A 23,623-nucleotide genomic window follows, 5' to 3' on the forward strand; every position below is an offset into this window, starting at 1 on the left:
TCCATCCGGTTCAAGCGCAAGCTTGTAAGACCTGCCAAGCCGCTGAGGTGAGAAGGGTCTGACGACCGGGTGGAAGTCAGACTGACCGATAGTACTCCGAGGACGGGAGAGCCGGCCACATGGGGAAGCGGTCAGCGGTAGTTGAATTGTTCTTGGGCGACATGGGCTCCATTCAACGGGAGTTACGGCCTTCTATGCAAAGAGAAGATCAGCTGACCATGGAAACGAAACTTGAACAAATAGCAGTGAAAGCTCGGCGCGAGACAAATCTTCGCTTCACCTCGTTGGCCCATCACATCACGCGCGACCGAGTGCAAAAGAATCTATTACAGATTCCGAAGCGCTCCGCCGCCGGGGTGGACGGACAGACGGTGGAGGCGGCGAAGGAGAGCTTCGAGGACTGGATAGGGCCAATGCTCCAATCCATCCATCGCCAGGGATATCGGGCGCCGAACATTCGGCGGGTCTATATCCCCAAGCCCGGTAAGACGGAGAAGCGCCCCCTCGGGGTTCCAACTGTCGCCGACCGGGCGCTCCAGCGCAGCACGGCTGAGGTGCTGGCCGCTATTTACGAGCAGGACTTCTTACCCTGCTCGTTCGGCGGCAGGCCGAAGCTCAGCGCCCATCATGCCTTGGCGACCCTCAATGAGGTGATCGCCGGCGGCATGATCAGCTGGGTGTTGGAGGCGGATTTGAAGAACTTCTTCGGGAGTCTCGATCATGATCGGGTCCTCCGGTTTGTCGAACATCGAGTCGGTGATCCGCGCCTGATCAGCTTGATCCGGCGCTGGTTGAAAGCGGGCATCCTGGAAGACGGAGCGGTGCACCCGAGCGAACAAGGAACGCCACAAGGCGGATCGATCAGTGTGCTTTTGAGCAACCTCTACCTTCATTACGTTCTCGACCTCTGGTTCGAACGCGTGGTGAAGGGTCGGTTGCGGGGCGAAGCCCGACTGGTGCGCTATATCGACGACTTTGTGATCTGCTTCCAATATCGATCGGACGCCACCCGCGTACAGGAGGCCTTGCGTCTTCGGTTGGGGAAGTTCGGCCTCACTCTAGAGCCGACCAAGACCAAGTTGGTCGAGTTTGGTCGGTTCGCGCAAAGACATGCGGGCAAACGCGGCAGAAACCGCCCGGAAACAATCTACTTTCTGGGGCTGACGCTCTATTGCACGCGAAACCAAAAAGGCAACTTCAAGGTTGGGATGCGCACCGAGAAATCTCGGCTAAAGCGCAGCCTTATGTCTCTGCAGGAGCTGATGCGGCAAATACGGCATTACAAGATCAGTGACCAGGCCGATGAAATCAACCTCGTCCTGCGCGGCCACTATGGCTATTACGGCGTCGCCGGAAATCTCCGGAGCCTCGTAAAAGTCTATCGGGCCGTGGAGCGTTACTGGCGCGGAATGCTGCGCAGCCGCAGCTGGGCAGGCCGACGCCTCACTTGGGACGCCTTCAACCAAATCAAAGAACGGACACCGTTGCTGAAGCCTAAGCTGCGCCTCCCTTATCGGGAGCTGCAAGCGCTTGCAGTGCTGTGAACCAACTGTCGAAGAGCGTCGGTGCGGGAAATCCGCACGCCACGTTCTGTGGGAACCGGGGGCGGGCGACCGCCTCCGGTGACCCGGTGAATGCGAAGCCTGCGCGCTTGCGCACGGCGCTGCGTCCGCCGTCGCAGCCGACGAGATAGGCCGCGTGCAGCGTGGCATCGCCGGACGCGTCCTTAGTTTGCGCCACGACGCCGTCGCCGCTATCCTCGAAATCGATCAACTCGCAGCCGCGCCTGATCTCGATGCCGAGCGCGTGGGCGCGCTCGGCAAGCATGCTTTCCAGGGCTTGCTGGTTCACCCCGCGCAACCGCCGGTCCGGCTCGCGCTGACGCGTCTGGTCGATCAGGAAAATGCCCGAGAAGTGACCGCCGAATTTCTTGAACGGCAGGTCGTTCGCATCGCCCGAGCCCTTCATGAGCCTGGACATGCTGTCCGCCATGCTGCGTTCGACCGCATTCATCGCATCGCCGAGGCCGCGGCGCTCGAGGGCCTCGCCTGCCAGCGCGCCGATCGCGCCGGCCTTGATGGTCTGGTCGGGCTCGGCCAGCCGCTCGATGACGATCACGTCGGCGCCGCCCAGGGTCAGTTCGATCGCCAGCAGCAGTCCGGTCGGCCCGGCACCGACCACAACCACATCGGTTCGTTCACGCGTCACGCCGTCACCATAAAATTATACTAAGTATAATATTTATTATGGTACAAATTCCCGCATGTCAAATCAGGGCGGGTTGCGGGAGCGGAAGAAGGAGGCGACGCGCCAGGCGATCTCGGATGTCGCCACCGAGCTGTTCCTGGAACGGGGCTTCGACAATGTTTCGGTGGCCGAAGTCGCCGAGGCAGCCGAGGTCTCCCGGATGACGGTGTTCAATTACTTTCCACGCAAGGAAGACCTGTTCTTCGACCGTGAAGAGGAAAGCCGTCAGTTGCTGCGGACTGCCTTTGCCGAGCGTCCGGCCGGCGAGGCGCCGATCGCGACGCTCCGCAAGCTGGTGCACAGCCTGGCGGATCGCGTGCATCCGTTCGCGAAATTCACCGACGCAACGGCGAAATTCTGGCGCACCGTCGCCGAGAGCCCGGTGCTCTCGGCGCGGGCGCGCGAGATGCGTGACGAACTGATCGATGATCTCGCGAGCGTGCTGGCGGCAGCCATCAAGCGCCCGCTCGCCGATGCCGATGCCCGGCTCGCCGCGTCGATGGTGGTCACGGCGCTGACCGTCGCCTATGCGGAAGGGCTTCGCGAGCACAAGGCCCGCAGGTCGGCTGCATCGTCACGCGAGACCTTTCTGCGGATCATGGAGCGAAGCTTTTCCGGTATCGCGATCATGCTGAAGGATACGCCCTACGCATGAATCCCGGCCGAGCCGGATGCGACAAGGCCATTGTTCTGCCGTAGCCGGGGCAGCTACTCTCGAAGCGCGTGCGGAAGACACGCATCGAACAAAGAGAGGAAACCCATGGAACTCGGATACTTCGCGATGCCGTCGCATCCGCCGGAGTGCGGATTGAAGGAGGGCCACGACTGGGACCTGCAGGTGCTGCGCTGGCTCGACGAACTCGGCTATCAGGAAGCCTGGATCGGCGAGCACCACACCGCACCCTGGGAGCCGCACCCGTCGCCCGACCTGCTGGTGGCGCAGGCGCTGCTGCAGACCAAGAACATCCGCATCGGACCCGGCGGCTTCCTGCTGCCGTATCATCACCCGGCAGAGCTCGCCAACCGCGTCGCGATGCTCGATCATCTCTCGAACGGGCGGCTCAACTTCGGCGTCGCGGCCTCCGGGCTGCCGAGCGACTGGGCGATGTTCAATGTCGACGGCATGTCAGGACAGAACCGCGACATGACCCGCGAGGCGCTCGAGATCATTTTGAAGATGTGGACCGAGCCGGCGCCCTGGACCCACAAGGGCAAGTTCTGGACCGTGACCAAGCCGGACACGATGTTCGATTTCCTCAAGCCGCATATCAAGCCTCAGCAAGCGCCGCATCCGCCGATCGGCGTCGCGGGGCTCTCCAAGAATTCGGACACGCTGAAGCTCGCCGGCGAGCGCGGCTTCATTCCGATGAGCCTCAACCTCAACCCGGCCTATGTCGGCAGCCACTGGGACTCGGTGGAGGCGGGCGCGGCCAAGACCGGCCGCACGCCGAGCCGCAAGGATTGGCGAATGGTGCGCGAGGTATTCGTCGCCGACACCGATCAAGAAGCATGGAAGCTGTCGACCGGCGACATGATGGGCCGGATGATGGGCGAGTACTTCCTGCCGCTGCTCGGCCACTTTGGTTTCAAGGATTACTTGAAGGCCTCGCCCGACGTGCCGGACAGCGACGTCACGGTCGAATATTGCGCGCGCAACAACTGGATCGTCGGCTCGCCCGCGACCGTCACCGAGAAGATCGAGCAGATCTACCAGGAGGTCGGCGGCTTCGGCGTGCTCCTGGTGTTCGGCTTCGACTACAAGCACAAGCCGGAAGCCTGGCACAATTCGCTGCGGCTCCTGAAGCAGGAGGTGCTGCCGCGGCTGAAGCATCTCGACGCCTCGGTCGGCCGCGCGGCGTAGGTTTGGCGGAGAGGATAACAAGGGGCAGCGGTAACGCTGCCCCTTGTTCACGACGGATCGCCGGCGTCAGGTGGTGCCGAGCCAGAACCGCGTTTCGGTTTCCGCCCAGCCCTTGCCGATGCGGTTGCTCAGCCAGGTGTCGCTGCGCTTCAGACCCTTGTCCTTCTGGCCCTCCGGCGTGTTGCGCCAGGCCTGCCAGCGATACTGGCCGTAGATGCTGACGATGCGCGCGGCATAGGTCAGCGCCAGCTGCGAATCGCCCCTGATGATGACGAGGTTGTCGTCGTTCTTGGTGCTGGCGCGGTCGGAGAAATTGTGCGAGCCGGTCATGACCACCGCGTTCTTGCCGGCCGGATCCAGCACGATCACCTTGCTGTGCACGGCGATCATGAATTTGCCGGTGTTCTTGATCTCGTGCTCCCACCAGTCCGCGGTCTTGTCGATGCCGGCGGGCCGGATCACGTCGGCGATCTGCTTGCCCTTGAAGACCTGCTGCTGTCCGTCGCCGGCCAGGAGCTGCAGCTGATCCTTCGGGCTGTCCTTGCCCTGCGCCGGGAAATTGTTGAGCACCCCGCGCACATAAAGCTTCTTGTCCTGCGCCTTCTCCAGGATCGGGCCGAGCAGGCCCTTGTTGCCGGGATTGAGCATCAGGCACGCCGCGCCATGCTCGGTGTCCTCGATCATCCTGGTGGCTTCCTTGAGGTCGCCGCTCCTGGTGGTGGGCGTGAACCAGACGCTGAGCTTCGACTTGCCGATGGTGAAGGGCCATTCGTGATCGCCGGCCACGGCCAGCGCCTTCGGCGACTTGCTGCCGTCGGCGTAGATCGCTTTCCAATGGTCATGATAGGCCGCCGCGACCTTGTCGTCGGTGATCTCGAGCCCGTTGTTGTTCTGGGTGCACAGTCCGGACCGGGTCCAGTTGGTGCTGCCGGTCCAGACCACCTTCGGCTTCTGCGCGCCGTCGCAGAACACCGCGAACTTGTTGTGGGCGTAACGGCTCGGCGCGATCTTGCGGCGAACGATGTCGACGCCGGCCTTCTTCAGCACGCCGGCGTTCTTCTCGGTGTCCTTGGCGGTGGCGTCGGACTTGCCTGTGCTGTTGCCGAGCACGACGTGCGCCTTGCCCTTCATCGCGGTCAGCGCGGCGATCAGCTCAGGGTCGTTGAGCTCGTAGAGCGCGAGATAGACGTCGCGCTTGCTCTTCTTGGCTTCAGCCAACAGCGCCAGCAGGCGGGCGCCGAGCTGGCCCTTGAGGAAGTCACGGATCTTGTTGCCCTTGGTCGAGATCGCCTTCTCCAGGGTTTGCGCCGGCTTTTTGTCCTTGCCGATCGCGCGCGACAGCCATTGCGCCGAGATCGTGCCGCGGTTGAACCATGGCTTGAGCAGGCCCGACGGCATTGCGGAGACGTATTCGGTCCATGTCGCTGGCGCACTGTAGGCGGGCTTCACCTTGGTGGCGCCGTCCTTGAGAACCGGAACGACGCCATAGCGGACCGGCGCGTCGGTTGGCGCCAGGAAATCGGTCCAGTTGGTCTTCTGCACCGGCCATTCGGTGCTCGGCCGATGTTCGCCCGGCTTGTGATCCTGCGCCTGGTCCTCGAACCCGACCCAGGTGTCGACCACGGTTGCACTTTTGCCCTGCTGCTGACGATACAGCGCAAAGCCGAGGCAGTCCGGGATCATTGCCGCGACCTCCCAGACCACGAAGATGCCGTCGGTGGTCGGGAACGCCTGAATTGTGGAAATCATGGTGATGCCTCCAAATCGCGGCTGAGAAATATCCGGTCGACATGAACCTGGCGCGTCAACGTCGCCCGGCGATCCCTGAAGTCGCGTCGGATCGTTCCGGGCGTCGGGGCAGCTGATCTAGCAAGGAGAGTATGCCAGACAATCTACAACCTGGTCTGTCGGCAGGATCACAGATCGGTCACGTCGTGCGCACCCGTTGGGCCGCGATGCTGTGGGCCCGATCGCGGCTTCCTACAGCAACCGCACCGTGACCTTCGCCTTGCCCTTATGGTCGCCGTAGAACCATCCGCAGACCCAGGGCAGGCTGATGACGGCCTGGTTGACGTAGAGGAAGATCTCGCCGCTGCGATCGGCGGTGAAACGCGCCTTGTAGACCTGCGGGTCGGTGTTCGACATCGGCAGGGGGTCGAGAAAATACTCGTCGACGCCGGTCTCTCCGACCCGTGCGATCAGCCTGAACCATGGCCGGAACAGGATCCGCCGCAGGAAGATCGCGAAATAGCCGCGCAACTGCTTTGTGCCTTCGATGGTCGAGGTCCGGTATCCGATCGGCGTCACCGCGCGGCCGGCGTCCTCCCATGGCTCCGACATCGTGATCGCGATCTCGTATTTGAACCCGGTGCGGACCTTGAGGCCGGTCGGCGCACAGATGGCGCCGGTGTCGAAGTCGGCGGCATCCTGCGGGATGCCCTTGTCGACGGCGACAAGCTTGTCCGTTGCAGTGCCCTTGCAGAATGCCCCCGTCGAATCGGCGAGATTGAACAGGAAGTGGCTGGCCAGCGTCGCGCTGAACCAGACCAGCAGGGCCGTGAGCAGGAAAGGGACGACATGCCGCTTTCCGACATTGAGAATCCACTGATAGACCGCGCTGGTACGGAATCGATAGATCGCATCGTGCAAGAACCCGGAGAGTGGCGTCGGCTTCGCGCGGTCACGCCAGATGATCCGCATCCTGTCGCTGATCGTCGCGCTGAGCGAACTGCCGGCACCCATCAGCACGATGACAGCAAGGATGCCGCCGGCGAACCATTCCGGATTGCCGGCGTACCAATCGGTCCACCAATGAAAGGAATCGGGCAGGAATGATTGAACGAAGCGCACCAGCTCCGAAATCATCCTGACATAGGAGCTGAATTCGTGCTCCTTATGCTGGTTGTGGAACAGCCAGAACGCGGCCAGATGCAGCGACGCCGCCAGAGTGGCGAAGTAGGCGATCCGCCGCAGCCAGACGTAGTTCCACAGCTTCTCCTGCGCGGCATAGCGCGCCGGTGCGCCCGCGGGCGTCTCAAACGTATTGGCGCCGAGCGGGGTGACCTGGCCGCTGCGCGAGACGACCACGTAGTTCGGCGGAAGTCCGATCGGGGCATAGGCATTGGCGCCGCTGTTGATCCGCTCGAACACGCTCTCGTGGATCTTCGGCATCGGCACGCTGACGCCGGCATAGGGATCGTTGCAGAGGTCGGCGACCTTGCGCGGACCGTACCGGTAGTACGCGCCGAGGCCCACCCGCGAATCGTAGAGGCGGCCATCCTTGTCCTCGGAGGACTTGATTGACTTGATCGCGTCAGGGTCGGCGATCGGTGCGCTCTTGAATGCGAGGCCGCGCTTGACGGCTTCGTCGACCAGCCAGGCCAGCGGCACGAAGGCGACGGCGTCGTCCGGATAGCCGCCGCCGACATTGGCGTGCATGCCGACGAACCAGACCTGGACGAGGCGCTCGCCATCGATGCTGGTCGGCACGGCCGGTGCGGGCTGCCCCGGCTCTTGCTCGGTCCAGAGCACCGGATGAAAGGTCGTGCGCTCGTCGTCGAGCGCCAGCGCGTGTCGCGCGCACTTGACCTTCGGGCTGAGAATCCGGTTCGGTAGTTCGAGCGGCCACACCCAGTTGGAGATGCCGCGCGTCATCTCGTCGATCGGCAGGCCATAGGCCGCGACGGTATCCCAGATGCCGATGAACTCGATCGCCGGCACCGGCTTCCGCGCGATCCTTGCATACGGCTTGTTGCCTCGAAGGCGATCCCACAGCGGCACAAGAACATAGTCGCGCAGCGCGCGGAACAGCACCTCGATGCGCCAGATCGAGTGGTAGCCCTCGGCCCGGTATGCGCGATAGGCCTTCACCGCGCCGTCGTGCAGCTCGGATTCGGTGTCCGCGACGATCAGGCCCTGATCGAGGATGAGTGCGGCGAGCGTGCGCACGGTGAACGCGCCGCGGCTGAATCCGAACAGGTAGACCTTCGAATCGTTCGCGTGGTCGTAGTTCCGGCAGATGAACTTGTAGGCGTCGAGGATATTGCGCTTGAGACCGTAGCCGAAGGCGCCGCCGAGGATTGCCAGCGGAATGAATTTCGACGTGCCGACGCCGTCATCATACTTGGCGGCCTGCGTATCGCCCTGCAAATCGAGCGACTGGAAGATCCGCCAGACATTGGTGCGCCAGACGCTGGAAGCGGCGTTGCCGGTGCCATCGGACAGAATAATGATCTTCGGACTCGGCATTGAAAGACGCTCGCTGAAACGAATGAAGCGGATGGCGCAGCGTAGCAGGGACCGGATCGTTTGCTACCTTTGATCGCTCTTTAATCATTCCATGCCGCGATAGGTGTGAACTAGCGCACAAAGCGTCACGTGGTCGCGGCCATGTGAGAGGTGACCGCTTTCGCGTTGCTGCGAAAAGGCCTAGCCTAATAGCGGCGCAATTCATTGATGAGGCACAGCCATGCGCAGCCACGTCAGAAAATTTGCCCACGTCCTTGAGCGCTTCGGCCTTGCTTTGGCGGGAGCCGCAAGCGGTCTGTTTGTCGCCATCCATGTCGGCTCGAGCGTCTCGGCGCTGACCTCGCAGGCGTTCCTGCTCGTCATGATGCTGGGCGGAGCGATCGGCTTCTATCTCGGCATCGATACGCCGCCCAAGCTGTTCCATCCGAAGGATTCGGCCTCGATGCGCAAGATCGACGCGGCGGAGCTGCTCGGCGCGATCGGGACCTTCCTCGCGACAATGGTTGCGTTCTTCTCGGTTGGCGTCGTCGTGCTGCGCAGCGAGCCGGACATCGGCTGGACCGCGGCCATCATGGCGGGCTGGGTGCTCGGCGTTGCCATGCAGATCGTCGGCGGCACGATCGCGCGGGCGCGCGCGTGAAGCGTCGGAGTGGCGTTGGACGAGGCTGGTTTGCTGGCTCGGGATCGGTCGTGTTGCAGGGGGGATGGTCTGAACGCAAGTCCTGTGTCGGCCGTCACCGCTACGCCGGGACACCGCAAAGGCCTACGCCGAGCCGGATCAGCTGCTACTGCGCCTCCCTCATCGGTTCGCGACCTTGGCGGGGTCCTTGACCGCCTTGAACGTCTCCTGCTCGACGCTGTAGAGCTCGCCGCCGACCTTCTCGACCCTGCGAATGTAGATGTCGTGGACGACTTCGCGCGTCTTCGGGTCGATCGACATCGGGCCACGCGGGCTTTCCCAGGCCATGCCCTTCATGGCTTCGACCAGCGCATCGCCATTGGTCTTGCCGCCGGTCACCTTCAGCGCCTCGTAAATCAGATGCATGCCGTCATAGGCGCTGACGCTGATGAAGTTCGGTCGAACATTCGCGTTGGCCTTGCGAAACGCCGCGACATAGTCGCGGTTCAGCTCGGATGGATGCGCGGCGGAGTAGAACCCCGCCGTGATCATGCCGATCATCGCATCGCTCATGCCCGGCAGGTCCTCGTCGTCGGCGATGTCGCCGGGGCCGATCAGCTTGATCCCGCTCTTGTCGAGCCCGCGCTCGACGAACTGCTTGGCCAGGATACCGGCCTGGCTTGTCGGGACAAAAATGAACAGAGTGTCGGGATTGCCATCCCGCGCGCGCTGCAGGAACGGCGCGAAATCGGGGTTGGCCAGCGGCACTTTCAGCGCTTCGACGATCGTTCCACCTGCCGCGGTGAAGCTCGCCGAAAATACGCCGGCGGCTTCGCGCCCGGGTGCCCAGTCGGATGCGATGATGGTGGCCCGTTTCGATCCGTTTCTCGCCGCCCAATCCGCCAGCACGCTGGCCTGCTGCGCGTGCGTCCAGCTGGTGCGCACGAAGTAAGGCGACCGTTCGGTCACGATCGAAGTGCCCGATACCATCACGACGGTTGCCGTCTTGCTCTCATTGGCCAGCGGCGCGAGCGCCAGCACGCTCGGCGTCAACCCGCCGCCGAGGATTGCCACCCCGTCGTTGACGATCAGCTCCTGCGCAATGCGCTTGGCATTGTCGGGCACGCTGGCATCGTCCCGGACGATCAATTCGACCTTGCGGCCGGCGACCATGTCGCCGTGCTGCGCCATGTAGAGCCGCGCCCCGGCGACCGCCTGCTTGCCGACCGGCCCCAGGACGCCGGTCAATGGCATCACCAGCCCGACCCTTACGACGTCCTGCGCCTGGGTGGGTCCCGGTCGCACCGCCGCAAGCGCCAGAACGGCCCCGACCAACATGGCAAACCGGGTACTCGACATGGCCAACCTCCCGCGAGCCCGGAGATGATGCCGGGCCGGTTCGCGACTATCGGCTTCGCGCCAGGGAAGTCCTGATGAAGAAGTGACAGAACGCCGAATTTCCTGCTAAATTTTCCCGATTGGTGCCGTCTGTGGGCATGGAGTGACCTCTATGGACCCGGCGACTGATTCCGTTTTGATATTTGATTCCTTTGAGCTTGATCTCGCCCGCGGCGTAGCCCGCGTGGATGGCGTCGATCTCGATCTCAGGCCGAAATCATTCGCGGTGCTCGGCTATCTCGCCAGCAATGCCGGGCGGCTGGCATCCAAGCAGGATCTGCACGAGGCGGTCTGGGGCAACGTCGCGGTTTCCGACGACTCGCTCGTCCAATGCGTCCGCGAGTTGCGCCTGAAGCTGCGCGATGATGACCACCGCATCATCAAGACGGTGTCTCGCCGCGGCTATCGCCTCGATGCCAGGCCGCTGCCGCCGCCGCACGATCATGGATCGCAGAACGTCTCGCGCCGAACGTCCGCTCCCCGCGGTATCGCGGCACGCTTGGCCGCGCTTCCCCGATGGTTGCTGATCGCCGGCCTGTCGGTGATCGCCTTCGCATCATTCGCATCCGTGCCGCCGCTGGCCAACGGGATGTGGCATCCTCTGGCCGAATTGGCGCACTGGCTTGTGCCGCAGGATCACGGCATCGTGCCGAAGCAGGATGTCGAGCGGATCACCGCGCTGGCCGCCGAGAAGCAGCTGCCGCTTCCCGCCTATCGCGTTCGCGCGCCGGCAAGCGACGTGCCGGACAATGTCCGCCGCTTTCTCGGCGTGTGGGTGAGCGCCGAGGGTTGGATCAATTCGCACCGCCAATTCATGATGATCGTCACCAATGTCGATCGGGATTGTGTCGCGACCGGCTATCTCGTGAACGGCCCGGCGATGCCGCACAGCCGTGTACCCGGGCCCGGCTTTTCCGGTGGCTTCACCGGATATGTCCTCGACGACGTCTTGCGCTATGACGGCAATACCGGACTGCATTCCGCCTCCATCACCGCGGATGGGCGGATCGAGTTCAAGCTCGTCTTCCGTGAGGGAGGTACCGGTGTCGTGTTCCTCGAACCGCTCTGGACCCTTGCCCACCCAGGCCCCATTGCACGCAGTCAAACCTGATCGAAGCGCACCCGGTGTGATTACGCGCGCCGCGAAACACCGAGCCCCGCCAGATGCGTGTCGACGAACTGCGCGAGGCGCTCGCGCAGCATCTCAGGCGGGACCGCGACCATGCGCTCTTCGAGGCCGAGCGAGATGATGCCGTGGACCGCGGAGAACATCGTCCGCGACAGCAACGCGACATCGTCGGGATCGCGATCGGGCAGCAGCCGGAGCAGCGGCGCATGCATCAGCGCGAACGCCTCCATCACCATCGTGAGGATGTCTTCCGGAAACGGCCGGTCGTCCTCCATCCGGTGCTCGAACAGCGAGCGCAGCAGATTGGCGTGCTCGGTGGCGAAGCCGAGATAGGCGTCGGCAAGTCCGTGCAGCTGGCGCAGGGGATCGTCGGCCGGGACCGCCTTGAGGCGTGTGGTCAGGGCGTGAACGGTCTCCCGGTTCACGGTCAGGATCAACCCGTCGAAGTCGCCGAACTCATTATAGACACTGCCGATGGAGCAGCCGGCGGCCTCGGCGACATCGCGAACCTTGAGTGATCTCAATCCCTTAGTGGCGATTGACCGGCGCGCGATCTCGATCAGCAGGGCCCGCCGCTGAAGTTTTTTTCGGTCTCGTCGCGATTCTTCTTGAACAATGTTCATTTTCATACTACTAATTTGAGCGTTGCTCAAGTTGGCATAGGAGGCCACTCAGATGCAGACCCTAGCACTTCAATTGACCGCCACCCTTGTCGATGACGCGATCGAGCTCGTGAAGGGCTTCGGCCGCGCCGTCCTCACGCTGGCGACCGCGCCGATCGAGCGGATCGCCCGCGCCTGCGACGTCGCAGGCGTCCTGGAGCAGCGGCGCGCGGATCGGCGCGCGCCGCGCCAGGCGGCTGCGAGCGGAGGCCGCTGCAAGCCGCGCAACTGCCGATGGTCACCGTTCGGCGGCTTGAGTGAACTGACCTGAAGCACGCGGCCCGCAATTGTCGGCGAAACCTCAACAAAGCGCTCACCATGTCCCCTGCGAGCCTATCCGGCGTCGATCAGCCCCAGGTCTGGATAAGGTCTCGTACATCTCTGGCGGGCAATGTCGCGACGTCCCGGTTCGCCCGATTTTGCGCGCCTTCGAACCGATACGTTGCGGAAAAGACTAAAGGCTGCGGCATCCCCGTCATTTTCTCCATGCTCACCATTCTCCGCCACCCGAATTCGCAGACCTGCCAGCGCCGTGCGCGCTAACCCAAGGAACCGGTCATGATCAAGGAATTGATGACGTCCCGCCGCTTCGCGCCGCTGTTCTGGTCGCAGTTTTGCTCGGCGTTGAACGACAACGTGCTGAAGAACGCGCTCGTCATCATGCTGCTGTATGGCGTCGCCAACGAGCAGGGGCCGGCGCTGGTCCAGCTCGCGGGGGCGGTGTTCATCGCTCCGTTCTTCGTGCTCTCGGCGCTCGGCGGCGAGCTCGCCGACCGCTACATCAAGTCCGTCGTCGCCCGCCGGCTGAAGTTCTTCGAGATCTTCGCCGCGGCCTTTGCCGCCGCCGGCTTCTTCACCCATTCGATCCCGCTGCTGTTCATCGCGCTGGCGCTGTTCGGCATCGTCGCGGCGCTGTTCGGTCCGGTGAAATATGCCGTTCTGCCCGACCAGCTGTCGGTGTCTGAACTCGCGACCGGCAACGCGCTGGTCGAGGGCGCAACCTTCATGGCGATCCTGATCGGCACCATTGCGGGTGGCATGTTCGTCGCCGGCGCCAGCCACATGGGCTGGATCTGCGCCGCCGTGGTCGGCCTGTCGGTGCTGTCCTGGGCGTTTGCATCGCGCATCCCGGTGACGCAGCCGTCGGCGCCCGATCTGCCGATCACAAAAAATCCCTGGACCTCGACCGTGCGCCTGTTGAAGTCGCTCTATGCCGAGCCGCGGCTGTGGGACGGCATGGTGATCGTGTCCTGGTTCTGGATGGTCGGTGCGATCGTGCTGTCGCTGCTGCCTGCGCTGATCAAGGAAGGCGTCGGCGGTACCGAGGGCGTGGTCACGCTGTGCCTCGCCGTGTTCGCGATCGGCATCGCCGCCGGCTCGCTGTTCGCCGCGCAGCTGAGCCATGTCCGCCCGAACCTCGCGCTGGTGCCGATCGGCGCCATCGTGATGGGCGTGGTCGGCCTCGACCTCGCCTGGGCGATCGCCACCACCTCGCTCGGCAAGGATGTCACCGCGGTTGCGTTCGCGACCTCGTTCGGCGGCTTCCGCATGCTGGCCGACTTCTTCCTGTTCGCCTTCGGCGGCGGCCTGTTCGTGGTGCCGTCGTTCGCTGCCGTGCAGGCCTGGACCGCGCCGTCCGAGCGCGCCCGCATCATCGCCGCAGGCAACATTTTGCAGGCCGGCTTCATGGTCGCCGGCGCGGTGTTCGTCGGCGCCCTGCAATATATCGGCCTGCCGATCGCCTGGATTTTCTTCGGCCTCGCCGTCGCGAGCTTCGGCACCGTCTGGTTCGTGCTGAGCAAGTGGGGCAAGGAGGGCGTGCGCGACTTCGGCGCGCTGCTGTTCCGGGCGCTGTTCCGTGTCGAGGTGCGTGGCATGGAGAACCTGCCGCCATCGGGCACGCGGATGCTGATCGCGCCCAACCATGTCAGCCTGGTCGATGGCCCGCTGCTGCACGCCACCTTGCCGATCGATGCGAGCTTCGCGGTCGACACCGGCATCTCCAAGGCGTGGTGGGCCAAGCCGTTCCTGAAGATGATCAAGCACTACACGATGGACCCGTCCAAGCCGCTGGCCGCGCGCGACCTGATCAAGCTGGTCGCCGCCGGCGAGCCGGTGGTGATCTTCCCGGAAGGGCGCATCACGGTCTCGGGTTCGTTGATGAAGGTCTATGATGGCACCGCAATGATCGCCGACAAGGCCGATGCGGTCGTCGTCCCGGTCCGCATCGAGGGCGCGCAGCGTTCGCATCTCAGCTATCTCAAGAATGGCGAGATCAAGCGCTCCTGGTTCCCCAAGGTGACGATCTCGATCCTGCCGCCGGTGAAGCTGCCGGTCGACCAGTCGCTGAAGGGCAAGGCGCGCCGCAATGCCGCCGGTGCCGCGCTGCAGGACGTGATGATCAACGCCATGGTCCAGAACGCGATGCTCGACCACACGCTGTTCGAGGGCCTCGGCCACGCCTATCGCGACCGCGATACCGGCAAGCCGATCATCGAGGACGCGCTCGGCACCAAGCTGACCTATCGCAAGCTGATCCTCGGCGCCCAGGTGCTGAGCCGCAAGCTCGAGCAGGGCACCGCGGTCGGCGAGAATGTCGGGGTGCTGCTGCCGAACTCGGCCGGCGTTGCCGTCGTGTTCATGGCGCTGCAGACCATCGGCCGCGTGCCGGCGATGCTCAACTTCTCGGCAGGTCCAGTCAATGTGCTGGCGGCGATGAAGGCGGCGCAGGTGAAGACCGTGCTGACCTCGCAGGCCTTCATCGAGAAGGGCAAGCTCGACAAGCTGATCGCGGCGCTCGCCGGCCAGGCGCGCGTCGTCTATCTCGAGGATGTCAGGGCCGGCATCGGCCTCGCCGACAAGGTCGCGGGCTTCCGCGCCGGCATCGCGCCGCGCGTCGCCCGCAAGGCCAACGATCCCGCGGTCATCCTGTTTACCTCGGGTTCGGAAGGCACGCCGAAGGGCGTCGTGCTGTCCCATCGCAACATCCTCGCCAACGCGGCACAGGCGCTGGCGCGGGTCGATGCCAATGCCAACGACAAGGTGTTCAACGTGCTGCCGGTGTTCCACTCGTTCGGTTTGACCGGCGGCATGATGATGCCGATCCTCGGCGGCATCCCGATCTTCATGTATCCGTCGCCGCTGCATTACCGGATCGTGCCCGAGCTGATCTACCAAACCGGCGCGACGATCCTGTTCGGCACCGACACCTTCCTCACCGGCTACGCCCGCTCGGCGCATGCCTATGACTTCCGCACGCTGCGGCTCGTCATCGCCGGTGCGGAGGCGGTGAAGGAGCGCACGCGGCAGATCTACATGGAGCGCTACGGCATCCGCATCCTCGAGGGCTATGGCGTCACCGAGACCGCGCCGGTGCTGGCGATGAACACGCCGATGGCCAATCGCCAGGGCACCGTCGGCCGCATCTCGCCGCTGATGCAGTACCGTCTCGATCCGGTCCCCGGCATCGAGGAAGGCGGCCGCCTGTCGGTGAAGGGCCCGAACGTGATGCTCGGCTATCTCCGTGCCGAGAATCCCGGCGTGCTCGAGCCGCTGCCCGAAGGCTGGCACGACACCGGCGACATCGTCTCGGTCGACGCGCAGGGCTTCATCGCGATCAAGGGTCGTGCCAAGCGCTTCGCCAAGATCGCCGGCGAGATGGTCTCATTGTCCGCGGTGGAGGCGATCGCGGCCGCGATCTGGCCGCAGGCCATGTCGGTTGCGGTCACGCTGCCCGATCAGCGCAAGGGCGAACGCATCGTGCTGCTCACTACGCAGAAGGACGCCGACCGCGCCGCGATGCAGCGCCAGGCCAAGAGCGTCGGCGCCTCCGAGCTCGCGGTGCCGGCCGATATCCGCGTCATCGACAAGGTGCCGCTGCTCGGCACCGGCAAGACCGACTATGTCGGTGCCACTGCATTGGCCAAGGAAATAGCAGCGGAACTCGCCGCGGCGCCCGCGCCGCAGGCCGAGCCCGCCGGCGATGAGGGCGAGGCCGAGCCCGCGCAGCTGGCGCAACACGTTGCATGAGGCTTGGCATGATGGTTGTGCTTTTCGGGAGCATGTTGTCAGATAGACGGCAACTGCTCCCGAGAAAGCACGATCATGCTGGACAAACTGAACCCGGCTACGGAGGATGCGCCTGAACTTGCCGCCGAGCGATGGATCGGCGCGCTGGATGCGGCGCTCGCGAGCCGCTCCATGGAGGCTCTATCCGCATTGCTTGCGCCGGAGAGCCACTGGCGCAATATCTTCGGCATCTCCTGGCAATTTGCGACCTTCAGCGGGCGGCAGCGCGTCGTTGCCGAACTGCTGACGCGCGCTGAAGCGGTCGGCGCGAGCGGATTTCGTCTCGATGACCGTGCCTTGATACCGCGGCGGGCCGTGGTGGCCGGACGCGAGACGATCGAGGCGGTCTTCACCTTCGACACGTCGAATGGTCCCGGCACCGGTGCGGTCCGCCTGCTGCATGAGAGGGGCGGAAATTCCGTGGCGTGGACGTTCTCCACGATGCTCGACTTCAACCGCATCTGCGAGGCGCGCGCCGATGGCGCCGCCGAGCAATCCCATGCGCGCGATTTCGCCGCACCCGACTGGCTGGAGCAGCGGCAGGCCTCGCGCGCCTATGCCGACCGCGAGCCCGATGTGCTGATCGTCGGCGGCGGCCATGCCGGCATCGCGGCCGCGGTCGAGTGCAAGCGGATCGGGCTCGATGCCCTGATCGTCGATCGCGAGCGGCGCATCGGCGACAATTGGCGGCTGCGCTATCGCGGGCTCAAGCTGCACAACAAGACGCCGGTCAATCTGTTTCGCTACCTCCCGTTCCCGCCGAGCTTTCCGGACTACATCCCGAAGGACAAGATCGCGAACTGGCTGGAGAGCTATGTCGACATCATGGAGCTCGACTTCTGGACCGAGACCTCGTTCGAGGGCGCGCGCTATGACGATACGACGCAGCGCTGGACCGTGACGCTGCAAGGGACCAGCGGCCCGCGCACGCTGCATCCGAAGCACATCGTGCTCGCGACCAGCGTCAGCGGCACGCCGAACATTCCCAGGATCGACGGCATCGGGAATTTCGAGGGGAAGGTGCTGCACTCCAGCGCCTTCGCGGCCGGGCGCGAATGGGCGGGGCGTTCGGTCGTCGTGTTTGGCACCGGCACCAGCGCGCATGACATCTGCCAGGAGCTGCACGCCGCCGGCGCCGACGTCACCATGGTGCAGCGCAGCCCGACCATGGTAGTCAATGTCGAGCCCGCGCAGCTCTACGACAAGACCTATCTCGGCGACGGACCGGCGATCGAGGTGCGCGACATCCTCAATTCCGGCGTGCCGCTGCCGGTGATGAAGATCGCGCACAGGATCATCACCGACGAGGTCAAGCGGCTCGATGCGTCGTTGCTGTCGCGGCTGGAGCGCGCCGGCTTCCAGCTCGAGTTCGGCGAGGACGGCACCGGCTGGCCGCTGAAGTTCCGCTCCCGCGGCGGCGGCTATTACTTCAATGTCGGCTGCTCCGAGCTGATCGCCGACGGCAAGATTCGCCTGATCCAGGCCGCCGACATCGCTGATATCACCGCCACCGGTCTTGCGCTGAAGGACGGCACATCGCTCGGCGCCGAGCTGTTCGTGCTCGCTACCGGCTACAAGGGCCCGGACCATCTGGTCGGCAGATTGTTCGGCGAGGACGTCGCCGAGCGCGTCGGCCGGGTCTGGGGCTTTGACGATGCGACGCAAGAGCTGCGCAACATGTGGACACGCACGCCGCAGCCCGGCCTTTGGTTCGCCGGCGGCGCGTTCTCGCAGGCCCGCATCTACAGCCGCTTCATCGCGCTGCAGATCGCAGCGATCGAGGCCGGCACGCTTTCCAAGCAACTCACCTGAACTCCGCGCACTCGCACTGAAGGACTCCCATGCCGCTTCCGCTCGATCCCGTCATTGAGAAGATCATCCCGCTGCTGCCGCTGCGCGATCCCGAAACCATGACGCCGCAGAGCTGTCGCGATTCGCTCCGGGCGTTGGCGGAGGCGCGCAAGGCGGTGCCGCCGCCGCCGGTCGACGTGGCACGCGATATCGAGGTCGCTGGCGCCGCCGGCAAGCTCGGCGCGCGGCTCTATCGCAACGGCCGCGGCACGGCGCCGACCGTGATCTTCTTCCACGGCGGCGGCTGGGTCGCCGGCGATCTTGAGACGCATGATCGCCAGGCCCGCAACCTCGTGATCGACACCGGCGCTGTCGTGATCTCGGTCGATTACCGCCGCCCGCCGGAAACCCGCTTTCCCGGCGCGTTCGAGGATGCGTTCGCCGCGATCCGCGACGTGGTCGCGCGGATCGATGAATTCGGCGGCGATCTCGCCCGCGTCGGCGTCGCCGGCGATTCCGCCGGCGGCAATCTCGCCGCCGCCACCGCGCTGGCCTGCCGCGACGCCGGGATCAGGCTCGCCGGGCAATTGTTGGTCTATCCCGTCACCGACGTGGTCGGCAATTTTGCCGACGCGGCCGAGAACGCCAAGTTTCCGTCACGCGCCGAGAATGCGGACGGCTACTTCCTGACGCGGGCGACGATGCAGTGGTTCTGCGGGCACTATCTCGCCGACAAGGCTGAGGGCGCCGACTGGCGCGTCTCGCCGCTGCGCGCGAAGAGCCTTGCGGGTGTGGCACCGGCGGTGGTCACCACAGCCTGGTTCGACCCGCTGCGCGACGAGGGCCATGCCTACGCCGAGGCGTTGCAGGCGGCCGGCGTGCCGGTGACCTATCATTCCGGCGAGGGGCTGATTCACGGCTATTTTGGTCTCGGCGACGCGTCGGAGGCCGCACGCGCCGAGGCGCAGCGCGCGCGGGCGGATTTTCGGGCGTTGCTGGAGCGGGGCGTCTAAGCTCCCGTCGTCCCGGCCTTTGTAGGGCGGTCTAACCTCCCGTCGTCCCGGCCAAGCGAAGCGCGAGCCGGGACCCATAACCACCGCAGCCTGTTGTTGCGGCGGGCTGCGGCCCCAACGTCGTGCCACTCCATCCAGTCGGGGCAATGGGTCCCGGCCTTCGCCGGGACGACGACGTGGATGGATTTGCGTTCAACAACCCCTCAATCATTCCCGATCGTGTCGCCGAACAACTGCCAGGTCTCGCCGTTGAACTTCTGCAGCCGCATCGCTTCGACCGGGAAGTAGTCGGTCGGCGAGGTCTTCACCTTGATGCCGGGCAGGAACATCGGCAGCGCGACGTCGAGATTGGCGGCCTGCTTCATGATGTTCTCATGGGTGAGGTCGTCGCCGCACTGCTTCAGCACCTGCACCGTCGCCTCCGCCACCACATAGCCGTAGACGATCAGCTGGTCCTGCAGATTGCCGTCCGGAAAATACTTCTTCATGAAGTCCTGCCACGCGATCACGTCCGGATCCGACTTCCACTGCGGATCGTTCGGATCCTTCAGCGAGTAGGACGAGATGATGTCCCTGGAATATTCGAAGCCGGCCGGCTTCAGCACCGAGGACACCGAGGTCGAGGTCGCCGCGAGGAAGAACAGGTCGGGCTTCCAGCCGATCTCGCCGATCTTCTTGATCGCCTGCGCCGCCTGCTTGGGGATCGCGTGCATGAACAGCACGTTGGCGCCGGATGATTTCAGCTTCACGATCTGGCTGTCGACCGTCGGATCGGTCGATTCATAGGTCGTTTCCGCCACCACCATCTTCGCGGTGTTCTCCGGCCCGAGCCCCTTCTTGAAGCCGTTGCCGTAGTCCTTGCCGGCGTCGTCGTTCTGGTAGAACAGCGCGATCTTGGCGTCCGGCTTGTTGGTCAGGACATACTTGGCGTAGACCGCGGTCTCGGCCTGGTACGACGGCTGGAAGCCGATCGTCCACGGATAATGCGCGTAGTCGCCCCACAACGTGGCGCCGGCGCCGACGAACAGCTGCGGCACCTTCTTGTCGTTGAGATATTTGCGCACGGCCAGGCCGGTCGGCGTGCCCAGCGGATTGAGGATCGCGGCGACCTCCTCCTGCTCGACGAGCTTGCGGGTCTGCTCCACCGTCTTCGGCGGCGAGTAGCCGTCGTCGAGCGTGATCAGGTTGATCTTGCGCCCGTTCACGCCGCCCTGGTCGTTGATCATCCTGAAGTAGGCGGCCTGCGTCTTCGCGATCACGCTGTAGGCCGATGCCGCGCCGGAGAATGGCGAGGTCTGTCCGAGCTTGATCTCGGTGTCGCTGGCGCCCGTGCCATATTTCTTCTCGGCGGCGTGTACCTGCGTCGCGAGCGCAAGCGCGACGGCTGCCGTGACGGCCTTCCAGATCATCGTGAGCCTCCCTGTGGCTTTTTGTTTTGTTCGCGAGGGAGAGCTTACGTGAGCGGCCGCACGTTGGGCTTGTGGTGAGACGCCGGGGCAGGGATGCGAAAATGCGGCTGGTGCTATAGCGGCACGGTGTAACCACCTGCGTCGTCGCGGCGAAGGCCCGGACCCATTACCCCAACTGCTTATTTGGAGCGACGCTGGGGCAACATTCCGCGTAACGGCAAACTTTAGTGATAATGGGTCCTGGCCCCCGTGCGCAATTGCGCACTCGGCCGGGACGACGATGATGAGAGAGTCGCGCCTCAGCGCACCCGCACGCTGCCGGTCGTGACCGGATCGGTCGGCAGCACGGTGGCGCCGGCTCTGCTGGCGGCGGCAGAGGTGATCATGCCGGGCTCGGCCGCGGCCTGCACATTGCGGGGCGGGTTGAATTCGAGGATGACGAGGGCGGCCGTGGCGAGCACCGCCACGGCGGCGGTTGCAATCGCAGGCACCAGTCTTCCGCGCGGATCGGCTGCGCGAACTTGCATCGAGCAATTCCTTTATCGGGGTCGTTCTTTGGACGTGACATAGGAACGGCCAGGCTTCTTCCCAAGAGTGCGGCGCACATGCCTCACAATCAGTTGTGCTGGCCGTGATGTCTCTCACGGTCTTCGAGACGATGCGGCGTACCGCGTCGAATCGCATTCGTGTCGGACGGCTTGTTTGCACACTAATATCTGGAAGAGATCGTGGCGTTTTGCATGCGCCTCATGCGCTCGTGATTGATCGCGTGAGGTTGTGATTAACGTCCGCCTTCGCCAAGGCTGCGGCGCGACAAGCCCACGCGAGAAGCCGCTTTTGCCTTTATTTATAGGCTTTCTTTGTGGGTCGGGGCGCGCGCGTTAAGCGTTTCTTCACGCGCTCTCGATGGATCAAGCAGAAGATTCGTGTGATGTGCGCGTGATGGAGGAGATGACACCGCTGTCATTGGCAGCAGCTGTCAGCGAACTGTCGCAACCCATGGTGACGCCGTCATTGCGAGAAGCGAAGCGACGACTTGTCCGCCGAAGCCTTGGCGAAGCGACGAAGCAATCCATCTCTCCTTACGCAGAGCAATGGATGATTTTACTTCGGTCGTCATTGCGCAAAGAAGATTCCACTTCGCCGTCGGGCCTCGATCGCGGTCTCATTTCAATTCTATTGCTTTGATACCAAGTCGACGAAATGCACTGATGCGTCGCTTGACACGAGAGCCCGCGTGTCCCCTTCCGAAATTGGTCCAGCGTTCACGCATGAATGTGCGACGCATGCAACCAGAGCGACCATCTCGGTAGCCAGTTTGTTGGCCAAGCAAAAACGGCCGGGTCATCCGACCCGGCCGTTCAAATCTCTCTTCCCGCGAATTCCGCTCCCGCAGTCTCGCTCAGCTCGCCTTCTTCACCGGTGCCGGCTTGCCGACCTTCTTCTCGATCGCGCGCTTCAGGTCGAGGGCGCGGGGCGAGAGCACGTCGGCCTTGGCCTTGAGCAGATAGGCGTCGAGGCCGCCATTGTGGTCGACGCTCTTCAGCGCGTTGGTCGAGACGCGCAGGCGCACGTTGCGGCCGAGCGCTTCGGAGATGAAGGTGATGTTGGCCAGGTTCGGCAGGAAGCGCCGCTTGGTCTTGATGTTCGAGTGGCTCACCTTGTGGCCCGTCTGGGGGCCCTTGGCCGTCAGTTCGCAGCGCCGGGACATCTTACAAAATCCTTATTGCATCCCCGCCGCTCGAAGGGCGTGCAATCACACGGCCCGCGCGGGGGTTTTGAATTCGCGTCCATTTTCCAGGAACCGCGGGTGTATAGGGGGAGAATACCCGGGCGTCAAGATTATATCGCCGCATGCGGGGCACCGGAATTGCCGGTTCATAAGGTCTTCCAGCCACTTAACGGCGGATATGGCAACCATATAAAGGGCGTATTCGGCTGCAAGTCTAGGTTCCATACAAGATGCGCCTTGTTGTCCGGCCGAATTGAACGCCGAAATGGACAATGGATAGAGCGCCGATAGCAGGACCGTCAGGTAGGTTAAGTGACCACCGCCATTGCCATTTTGCCCCCGCTCGGCCGGCTGCTCGGCCTGTGCGCGGGCGCATTGCTGCTGTTCTGCGCCGAGCGCGCCAGCGCGCAGGGGCGGCTCGACGCCCAGTATGAGGCGACCCTGGCCGGTATCCCGGTCGGCAAGGGCAGCTGGACCATCGAAGTCGGCGACGACAGCTTCTCGGCCTCGGCCCAGGGCGGCACCGCGGGCCTTCTGAAAGCGTTTTCCGGCGGCTCTGGCGCGGGCGCCTCGCAGGGCCGCGTCGTCAACGGCGCGCTGGCCGCCACCTCCTACACCGCGACCACCACCACCTCGAAGAAGTCGGAGACGATCCGGATGGTGCTGGCCAATGGCGGCATCAAGGAATCCGCGATCGAGCCGGAGCCGCCGGTCGATCCCGACCGCCTGCCGGTGACCGATGCGCAGAAGAAGAACGTGTTCGATCCGATGACCGGCTCGTTCCTGCGCGCGCCCGGCAATGCCGAATTGATGAGCCCGGATATCTGCCGCAGCGGCGCCGGCATCTTCGACGGCCGCATGCGCTACGACCTCAAGCTCGATTTCAAGCGGGTCGAGATCGTCAAGGCCGAGCGCGGCTATCATGGCCCGGCGCTGGTCTGCGCGCTCTATTTCGTGCCGATCTCGGGCTACATCCCGGATCGCCCGGTGATCAAATATCTCGCCGCCCAGCGCAACATCGAGATCGCCTTCGTGCCGATCGCCGGCACCCGCCTGCTGGTGCCGTTCCGCATGACGATCCCGACCCCGCTCGGCCAGGCCATGCTGGAAGCCACCTCGTTCGTCACCACAGCCGCGCCGCCGCGCGTGGCGAAGACGCAGTAAGTCGCACCGTCATTCCGGGGCGCGCGTAGCGCGACCCGGAATCTCGAGATTCCGGGTTCGTGCTACGCGCGCCCCGGAATGACAGACAGAGGTAGGCGCGGACCAACAACAAATGTCACCGGAATCCAGTTGACTCTTGTCCGCTTCTGATTCGACTCGGCCACCCCTGGAACTTAAGGAATTCAGTCCGCATATCCTGTGCTTGTGGAGCCCCTTCAAACTTGATCTAGTGCCGCCGCCGTCAGCCTGCCCGAGATGTTGCGGTGAACGTTTCGAGCCCGG

General features: G+C 64.2%; 19 protein-coding genes. 11 read left to right on the forward strand and 8 right to left on the reverse strand.

What is annotated here, in order from left to right; genetic code table 11:
• The first annotated feature begins 161 nt into the window (after positions 1-161).
• On the forward strand, positions 162-1,544 hold the full coding sequence (gene ltrA, locus ACVMDN_RS39825; protein WP_456835857.1) for a group II intron reverse transcriptase/maturase: 1,383 nt from the start codon (positions 162-164) through the stop codon (positions 1,542-1,544).
• On the opposite strand, the gene ACVMDN_RS39830 is transcribed toward ltrA, so the two are convergent.
• Entirely contained in the window at positions 1,495-2,208 is a 714-nt protein-coding gene (locus tag ACVMDN_RS39830) for an FAD-dependent oxidoreductase (protein ID WP_456843672.1), read from the reverse strand. The two genes, ltrA and ACVMDN_RS39830, sit on opposite strands and share 50 nt — an antisense overlap.
• A gap of 55 nt (positions 2,209-2,263) precedes the next feature.
• Between ACVMDN_RS39830 and ACVMDN_RS39835 the strand changes: the two genes are divergently transcribed.
• Positions 2,264-2,902 (forward strand): TetR/AcrR family transcriptional regulator, encoded by a 639-nt coding sequence (locus ACVMDN_RS39835; protein ID WP_076824810.1) that lies wholly within the window; start codon positions 2,264-2,266, stop codon positions 2,900-2,902.
• Between the two features lie 105 nt (positions 2,903-3,007).
• Positions 3,008-4,108, forward strand: a complete 1,101-nt coding sequence (locus ACVMDN_RS39840; RefSeq protein ID WP_076824808.1) for an LLM class flavin-dependent oxidoreductase — start codon at positions 3,008-3,010, stop codon at positions 4,106-4,108.
• Between the two features lie 66 nt (positions 4,109-4,174).
• Here the strand turns inward: ACVMDN_RS39840 and ACVMDN_RS39845 are convergent, their stop codons facing one another.
• A complete protein-coding gene (locus tag ACVMDN_RS39845) occupies positions 4,175-5,857 on the reverse strand; it encodes a phospholipase D-like domain-containing protein (protein WP_076824806.1) in 1,683 nt (560 codons plus the stop codon).
• Between the two features lie 231 nt (positions 5,858-6,088).
• Positions 6,089-8,356, reverse strand: coding sequence for a DUF2235 domain-containing protein (locus ACVMDN_RS39850; RefSeq protein ID WP_076824804.1), 2,268 nt, complete (start codon positions 8,354-8,356; stop codon positions 6,089-6,091).
• A gap of 220 nt (positions 8,357-8,576) precedes the next feature.
• Between ACVMDN_RS39850 and ACVMDN_RS39855 the strand changes: the two genes are divergently transcribed.
• The gene (locus ACVMDN_RS39855) at positions 8,577-8,996 is read left to right on the forward strand and encodes a hypothetical protein (protein WP_028336188.1); all 420 of its coding nucleotides are present in this window, start codon (positions 8,577-8,579) and stop codon (positions 8,994-8,996) included.
• 159 nt (positions 8,997-9,155) lie between these two features.
• On the opposite strand, the gene ACVMDN_RS39860 is transcribed toward ACVMDN_RS39855, so the two are convergent.
• Positions 9,156-10,334: an ABC transporter substrate-binding protein gene (locus tag ACVMDN_RS39860; RefSeq protein ID WP_076824802.1), complete on the reverse strand. Its 1,179-nt coding sequence runs from the start codon at positions 10,332-10,334 to the stop codon at positions 9,156-9,158.
• Between the two features lie 151 nt (positions 10,335-10,485).
• On the opposite strand from ACVMDN_RS39860, the gene ACVMDN_RS39865 reads away from it, so the two are divergent.
• Positions 10,486-11,484 (forward strand): winged helix-turn-helix domain-containing protein, encoded by a 999-nt coding sequence (locus tag ACVMDN_RS39865; RefSeq protein ID WP_076824800.1) that lies wholly within the window; start codon positions 10,486-10,488, stop codon positions 11,482-11,484.
• A gap of 20 nt (positions 11,485-11,504) precedes the next feature.
• On the opposite strand, the gene ACVMDN_RS39870 is transcribed toward ACVMDN_RS39865, so the two are convergent.
• Positions 11,505-12,125 (reverse strand): TetR/AcrR family transcriptional regulator, encoded by a 621-nt coding sequence (locus ACVMDN_RS39870; protein WP_194295307.1) that lies wholly within the window; start codon positions 12,123-12,125, stop codon positions 11,505-11,507.
• Between the two features lie 52 nt (positions 12,126-12,177).
• On the opposite strand from ACVMDN_RS39870, the gene ACVMDN_RS39875 reads away from it, so the two are divergent.
• The 4 genes from ACVMDN_RS39875 to ACVMDN_RS39890 all read left to right on the forward strand — a co-directional run bounded on the left by ACVMDN_RS39875 (position 12,178) and on the right by ACVMDN_RS39890 (position 19,036).
• Positions 12,178-12,435 (forward strand): hypothetical protein, encoded by a 258-nt coding sequence (locus tag ACVMDN_RS39875; RefSeq protein WP_057015528.1) that lies wholly within the window; start codon positions 12,178-12,180, stop codon positions 12,433-12,435.
• 287 nt (positions 12,436-12,722) lie between these two features.
• The gene (locus ACVMDN_RS39880; RefSeq protein ID WP_076824798.1) at positions 12,723-16,193 is read left to right on the forward strand and encodes an acyl-[ACP]--phospholipid O-acyltransferase; all 3,471 of its coding nucleotides are present in this window, start codon (positions 12,723-12,725) and stop codon (positions 16,191-16,193) included.
• A 75-nt stretch (positions 16,194-16,268) separates the two neighbouring features.
• Positions 16,269-18,044, forward strand: coding sequence for an NAD(P)-binding domain-containing protein (locus ACVMDN_RS39885; RefSeq protein ID WP_076824796.1), 1,776 nt, complete (start codon positions 16,269-16,271; stop codon positions 18,042-18,044).
• A 29-nt stretch (positions 18,045-18,073) separates the two neighbouring features.
• Entirely contained in the window at positions 18,074-19,036 is a 963-nt protein-coding gene (locus tag ACVMDN_RS39890; protein WP_076824794.1) for an alpha/beta hydrolase, read from the forward strand.
• A gap of 203 nt (positions 19,037-19,239) precedes the next feature.
• On the opposite strand, the gene ACVMDN_RS39895 is transcribed toward ACVMDN_RS39890, so the two are convergent.
• Positions 19,240-20,445: an ABC transporter substrate-binding protein gene (locus ACVMDN_RS39895; protein ID WP_076824792.1), complete on the reverse strand. Its 1,206-nt coding sequence runs from the start codon at positions 20,443-20,445 to the stop codon at positions 19,240-19,242.
• Between the two features lie 299 nt (positions 20,446-20,744).
• Complete coding sequence (locus ACVMDN_RS39900; RefSeq protein WP_028336196.1) at positions 20,745-20,972, reverse strand: hypothetical protein; 228 nt, start codon at positions 20,970-20,972, stop codon at positions 20,745-20,747.
• 379 nt (positions 20,973-21,351) lie between these two features.
• Here ACVMDN_RS39900 and ACVMDN_RS39905 point away from each other — a divergent pair, with 379 nt between their 5' ends.
• A complete protein-coding gene (locus tag ACVMDN_RS39905) occupies positions 21,352-21,633 on the forward strand; it encodes a hypothetical protein (RefSeq protein WP_141341019.1) in 282 nt (93 codons plus the stop codon).
• A gap of 214 nt (positions 21,634-21,847) precedes the next feature.
• On the opposite strand, the gene rpmB is transcribed toward ACVMDN_RS39905, so the two are convergent.
• Complete coding sequence (gene rpmB, locus ACVMDN_RS39910) at positions 21,848-22,156, reverse strand: 50S ribosomal protein L28 (RefSeq protein ID WP_028341882.1); 309 nt, start codon at positions 22,154-22,156, stop codon at positions 21,848-21,850.
• A gap of 354 nt (positions 22,157-22,510) precedes the next feature.
• Between rpmB and ACVMDN_RS39915 the strand changes: the two genes are divergently transcribed.
• Entirely contained in the window at positions 22,511-23,341 is an 831-nt protein-coding gene (locus ACVMDN_RS39915) for a DUF3108 domain-containing protein (protein ID WP_076824790.1), read from the forward strand.
• Positions 23,342-23,623 lie beyond the last annotated feature (282 nt).

It is taken from the genome of Bradyrhizobium sp. USDA 4510, from assembly GCF_054059095.1.

Excerpts from the sequence above, each read along its gene's own strand:
- ltrA (WP_456835857.1), top strand. The coding sequence starts at position 162 with ATGGGCTCCATTCAACGGGAGTTACGGCCTTCTATGCAAAGAGAAGAT.
- ACVMDN_RS39835 (WP_076824810.1), top strand. The coding sequence starts at position 2,264 with ATGTCAAATCAGGGCGGGTTGCGGGAGCGGAAGAAGGAGGCGACGCGC.
- ACVMDN_RS39840 (WP_076824808.1), top strand. The coding sequence starts at position 3,008 with ATGGAACTCGGATACTTCGCGATGCCGTCGCATCCGCCGGAGTGCGGA.
- ACVMDN_RS39845 (WP_076824806.1), bottom strand. The coding sequence starts at position 5,857 with ATGATTTCCACAATTCAGGCGTTCCCGACCACCGACGGCATCTTCGTG.
- ACVMDN_RS39850 (WP_076824804.1), bottom strand. The coding sequence starts at position 8,356 with ATGCCGAGTCCGAAGATCATTATTCTGTCCGATGGCACCGGCAACGCC.
- ACVMDN_RS39855 (WP_028336188.1), top strand. The coding sequence starts at position 8,577 with ATGCGCAGCCACGTCAGAAAATTTGCCCACGTCCTTGAGCGCTTCGGC.
- ACVMDN_RS39860 (WP_076824802.1), bottom strand. The coding sequence starts at position 10,334 with ATGTCGAGTACCCGGTTTGCCATGTTGGTCGGGGCCGTTCTGGCGCTT.
- ACVMDN_RS39865 (WP_076824800.1), top strand. The coding sequence starts at position 10,486 with ATGGACCCGGCGACTGATTCCGTTTTGATATTTGATTCCTTTGAGCTT.
- ACVMDN_RS39870 (WP_194295307.1), bottom strand. The coding sequence starts at position 12,125 with ATGAACATTGTTCAAGAAGAATCGCGACGAGACCGAAAAAAACTTCAG.
- ACVMDN_RS39875 (WP_057015528.1), top strand. The coding sequence starts at position 12,178 with ATGCAGACCCTAGCACTTCAATTGACCGCCACCCTTGTCGATGACGCG.
- ACVMDN_RS39880 (WP_076824798.1), top strand. The coding sequence starts at position 12,723 with ATGATCAAGGAATTGATGACGTCCCGCCGCTTCGCGCCGCTGTTCTGG.
- ACVMDN_RS39885 (WP_076824796.1), top strand. The coding sequence starts at position 16,269 with ATGCTGGACAAACTGAACCCGGCTACGGAGGATGCGCCTGAACTTGCC.
- ACVMDN_RS39890 (WP_076824794.1), top strand. The coding sequence starts at position 18,074 with ATGCCGCTTCCGCTCGATCCCGTCATTGAGAAGATCATCCCGCTGCTG.
- ACVMDN_RS39895 (WP_076824792.1), bottom strand. The coding sequence starts at position 20,445 with ATGATCTGGAAGGCCGTCACGGCAGCCGTCGCGCTTGCGCTCGCGACG.
- ACVMDN_RS39900 (WP_028336196.1), bottom strand. The coding sequence starts at position 20,972 with ATGCAAGTTCGCGCAGCCGATCCGCGCGGAAGACTGGTGCCTGCGATT.
- ACVMDN_RS39905 (WP_141341019.1), top strand. The coding sequence starts at position 21,352 with ATGGATCAAGCAGAAGATTCGTGTGATGTGCGCGTGATGGAGGAGATG.
- rpmB (WP_028341882.1), bottom strand. The coding sequence starts at position 22,156 with ATGTCCCGGCGCTGCGAACTGACGGCCAAGGGCCCCCAGACGGGCCAC.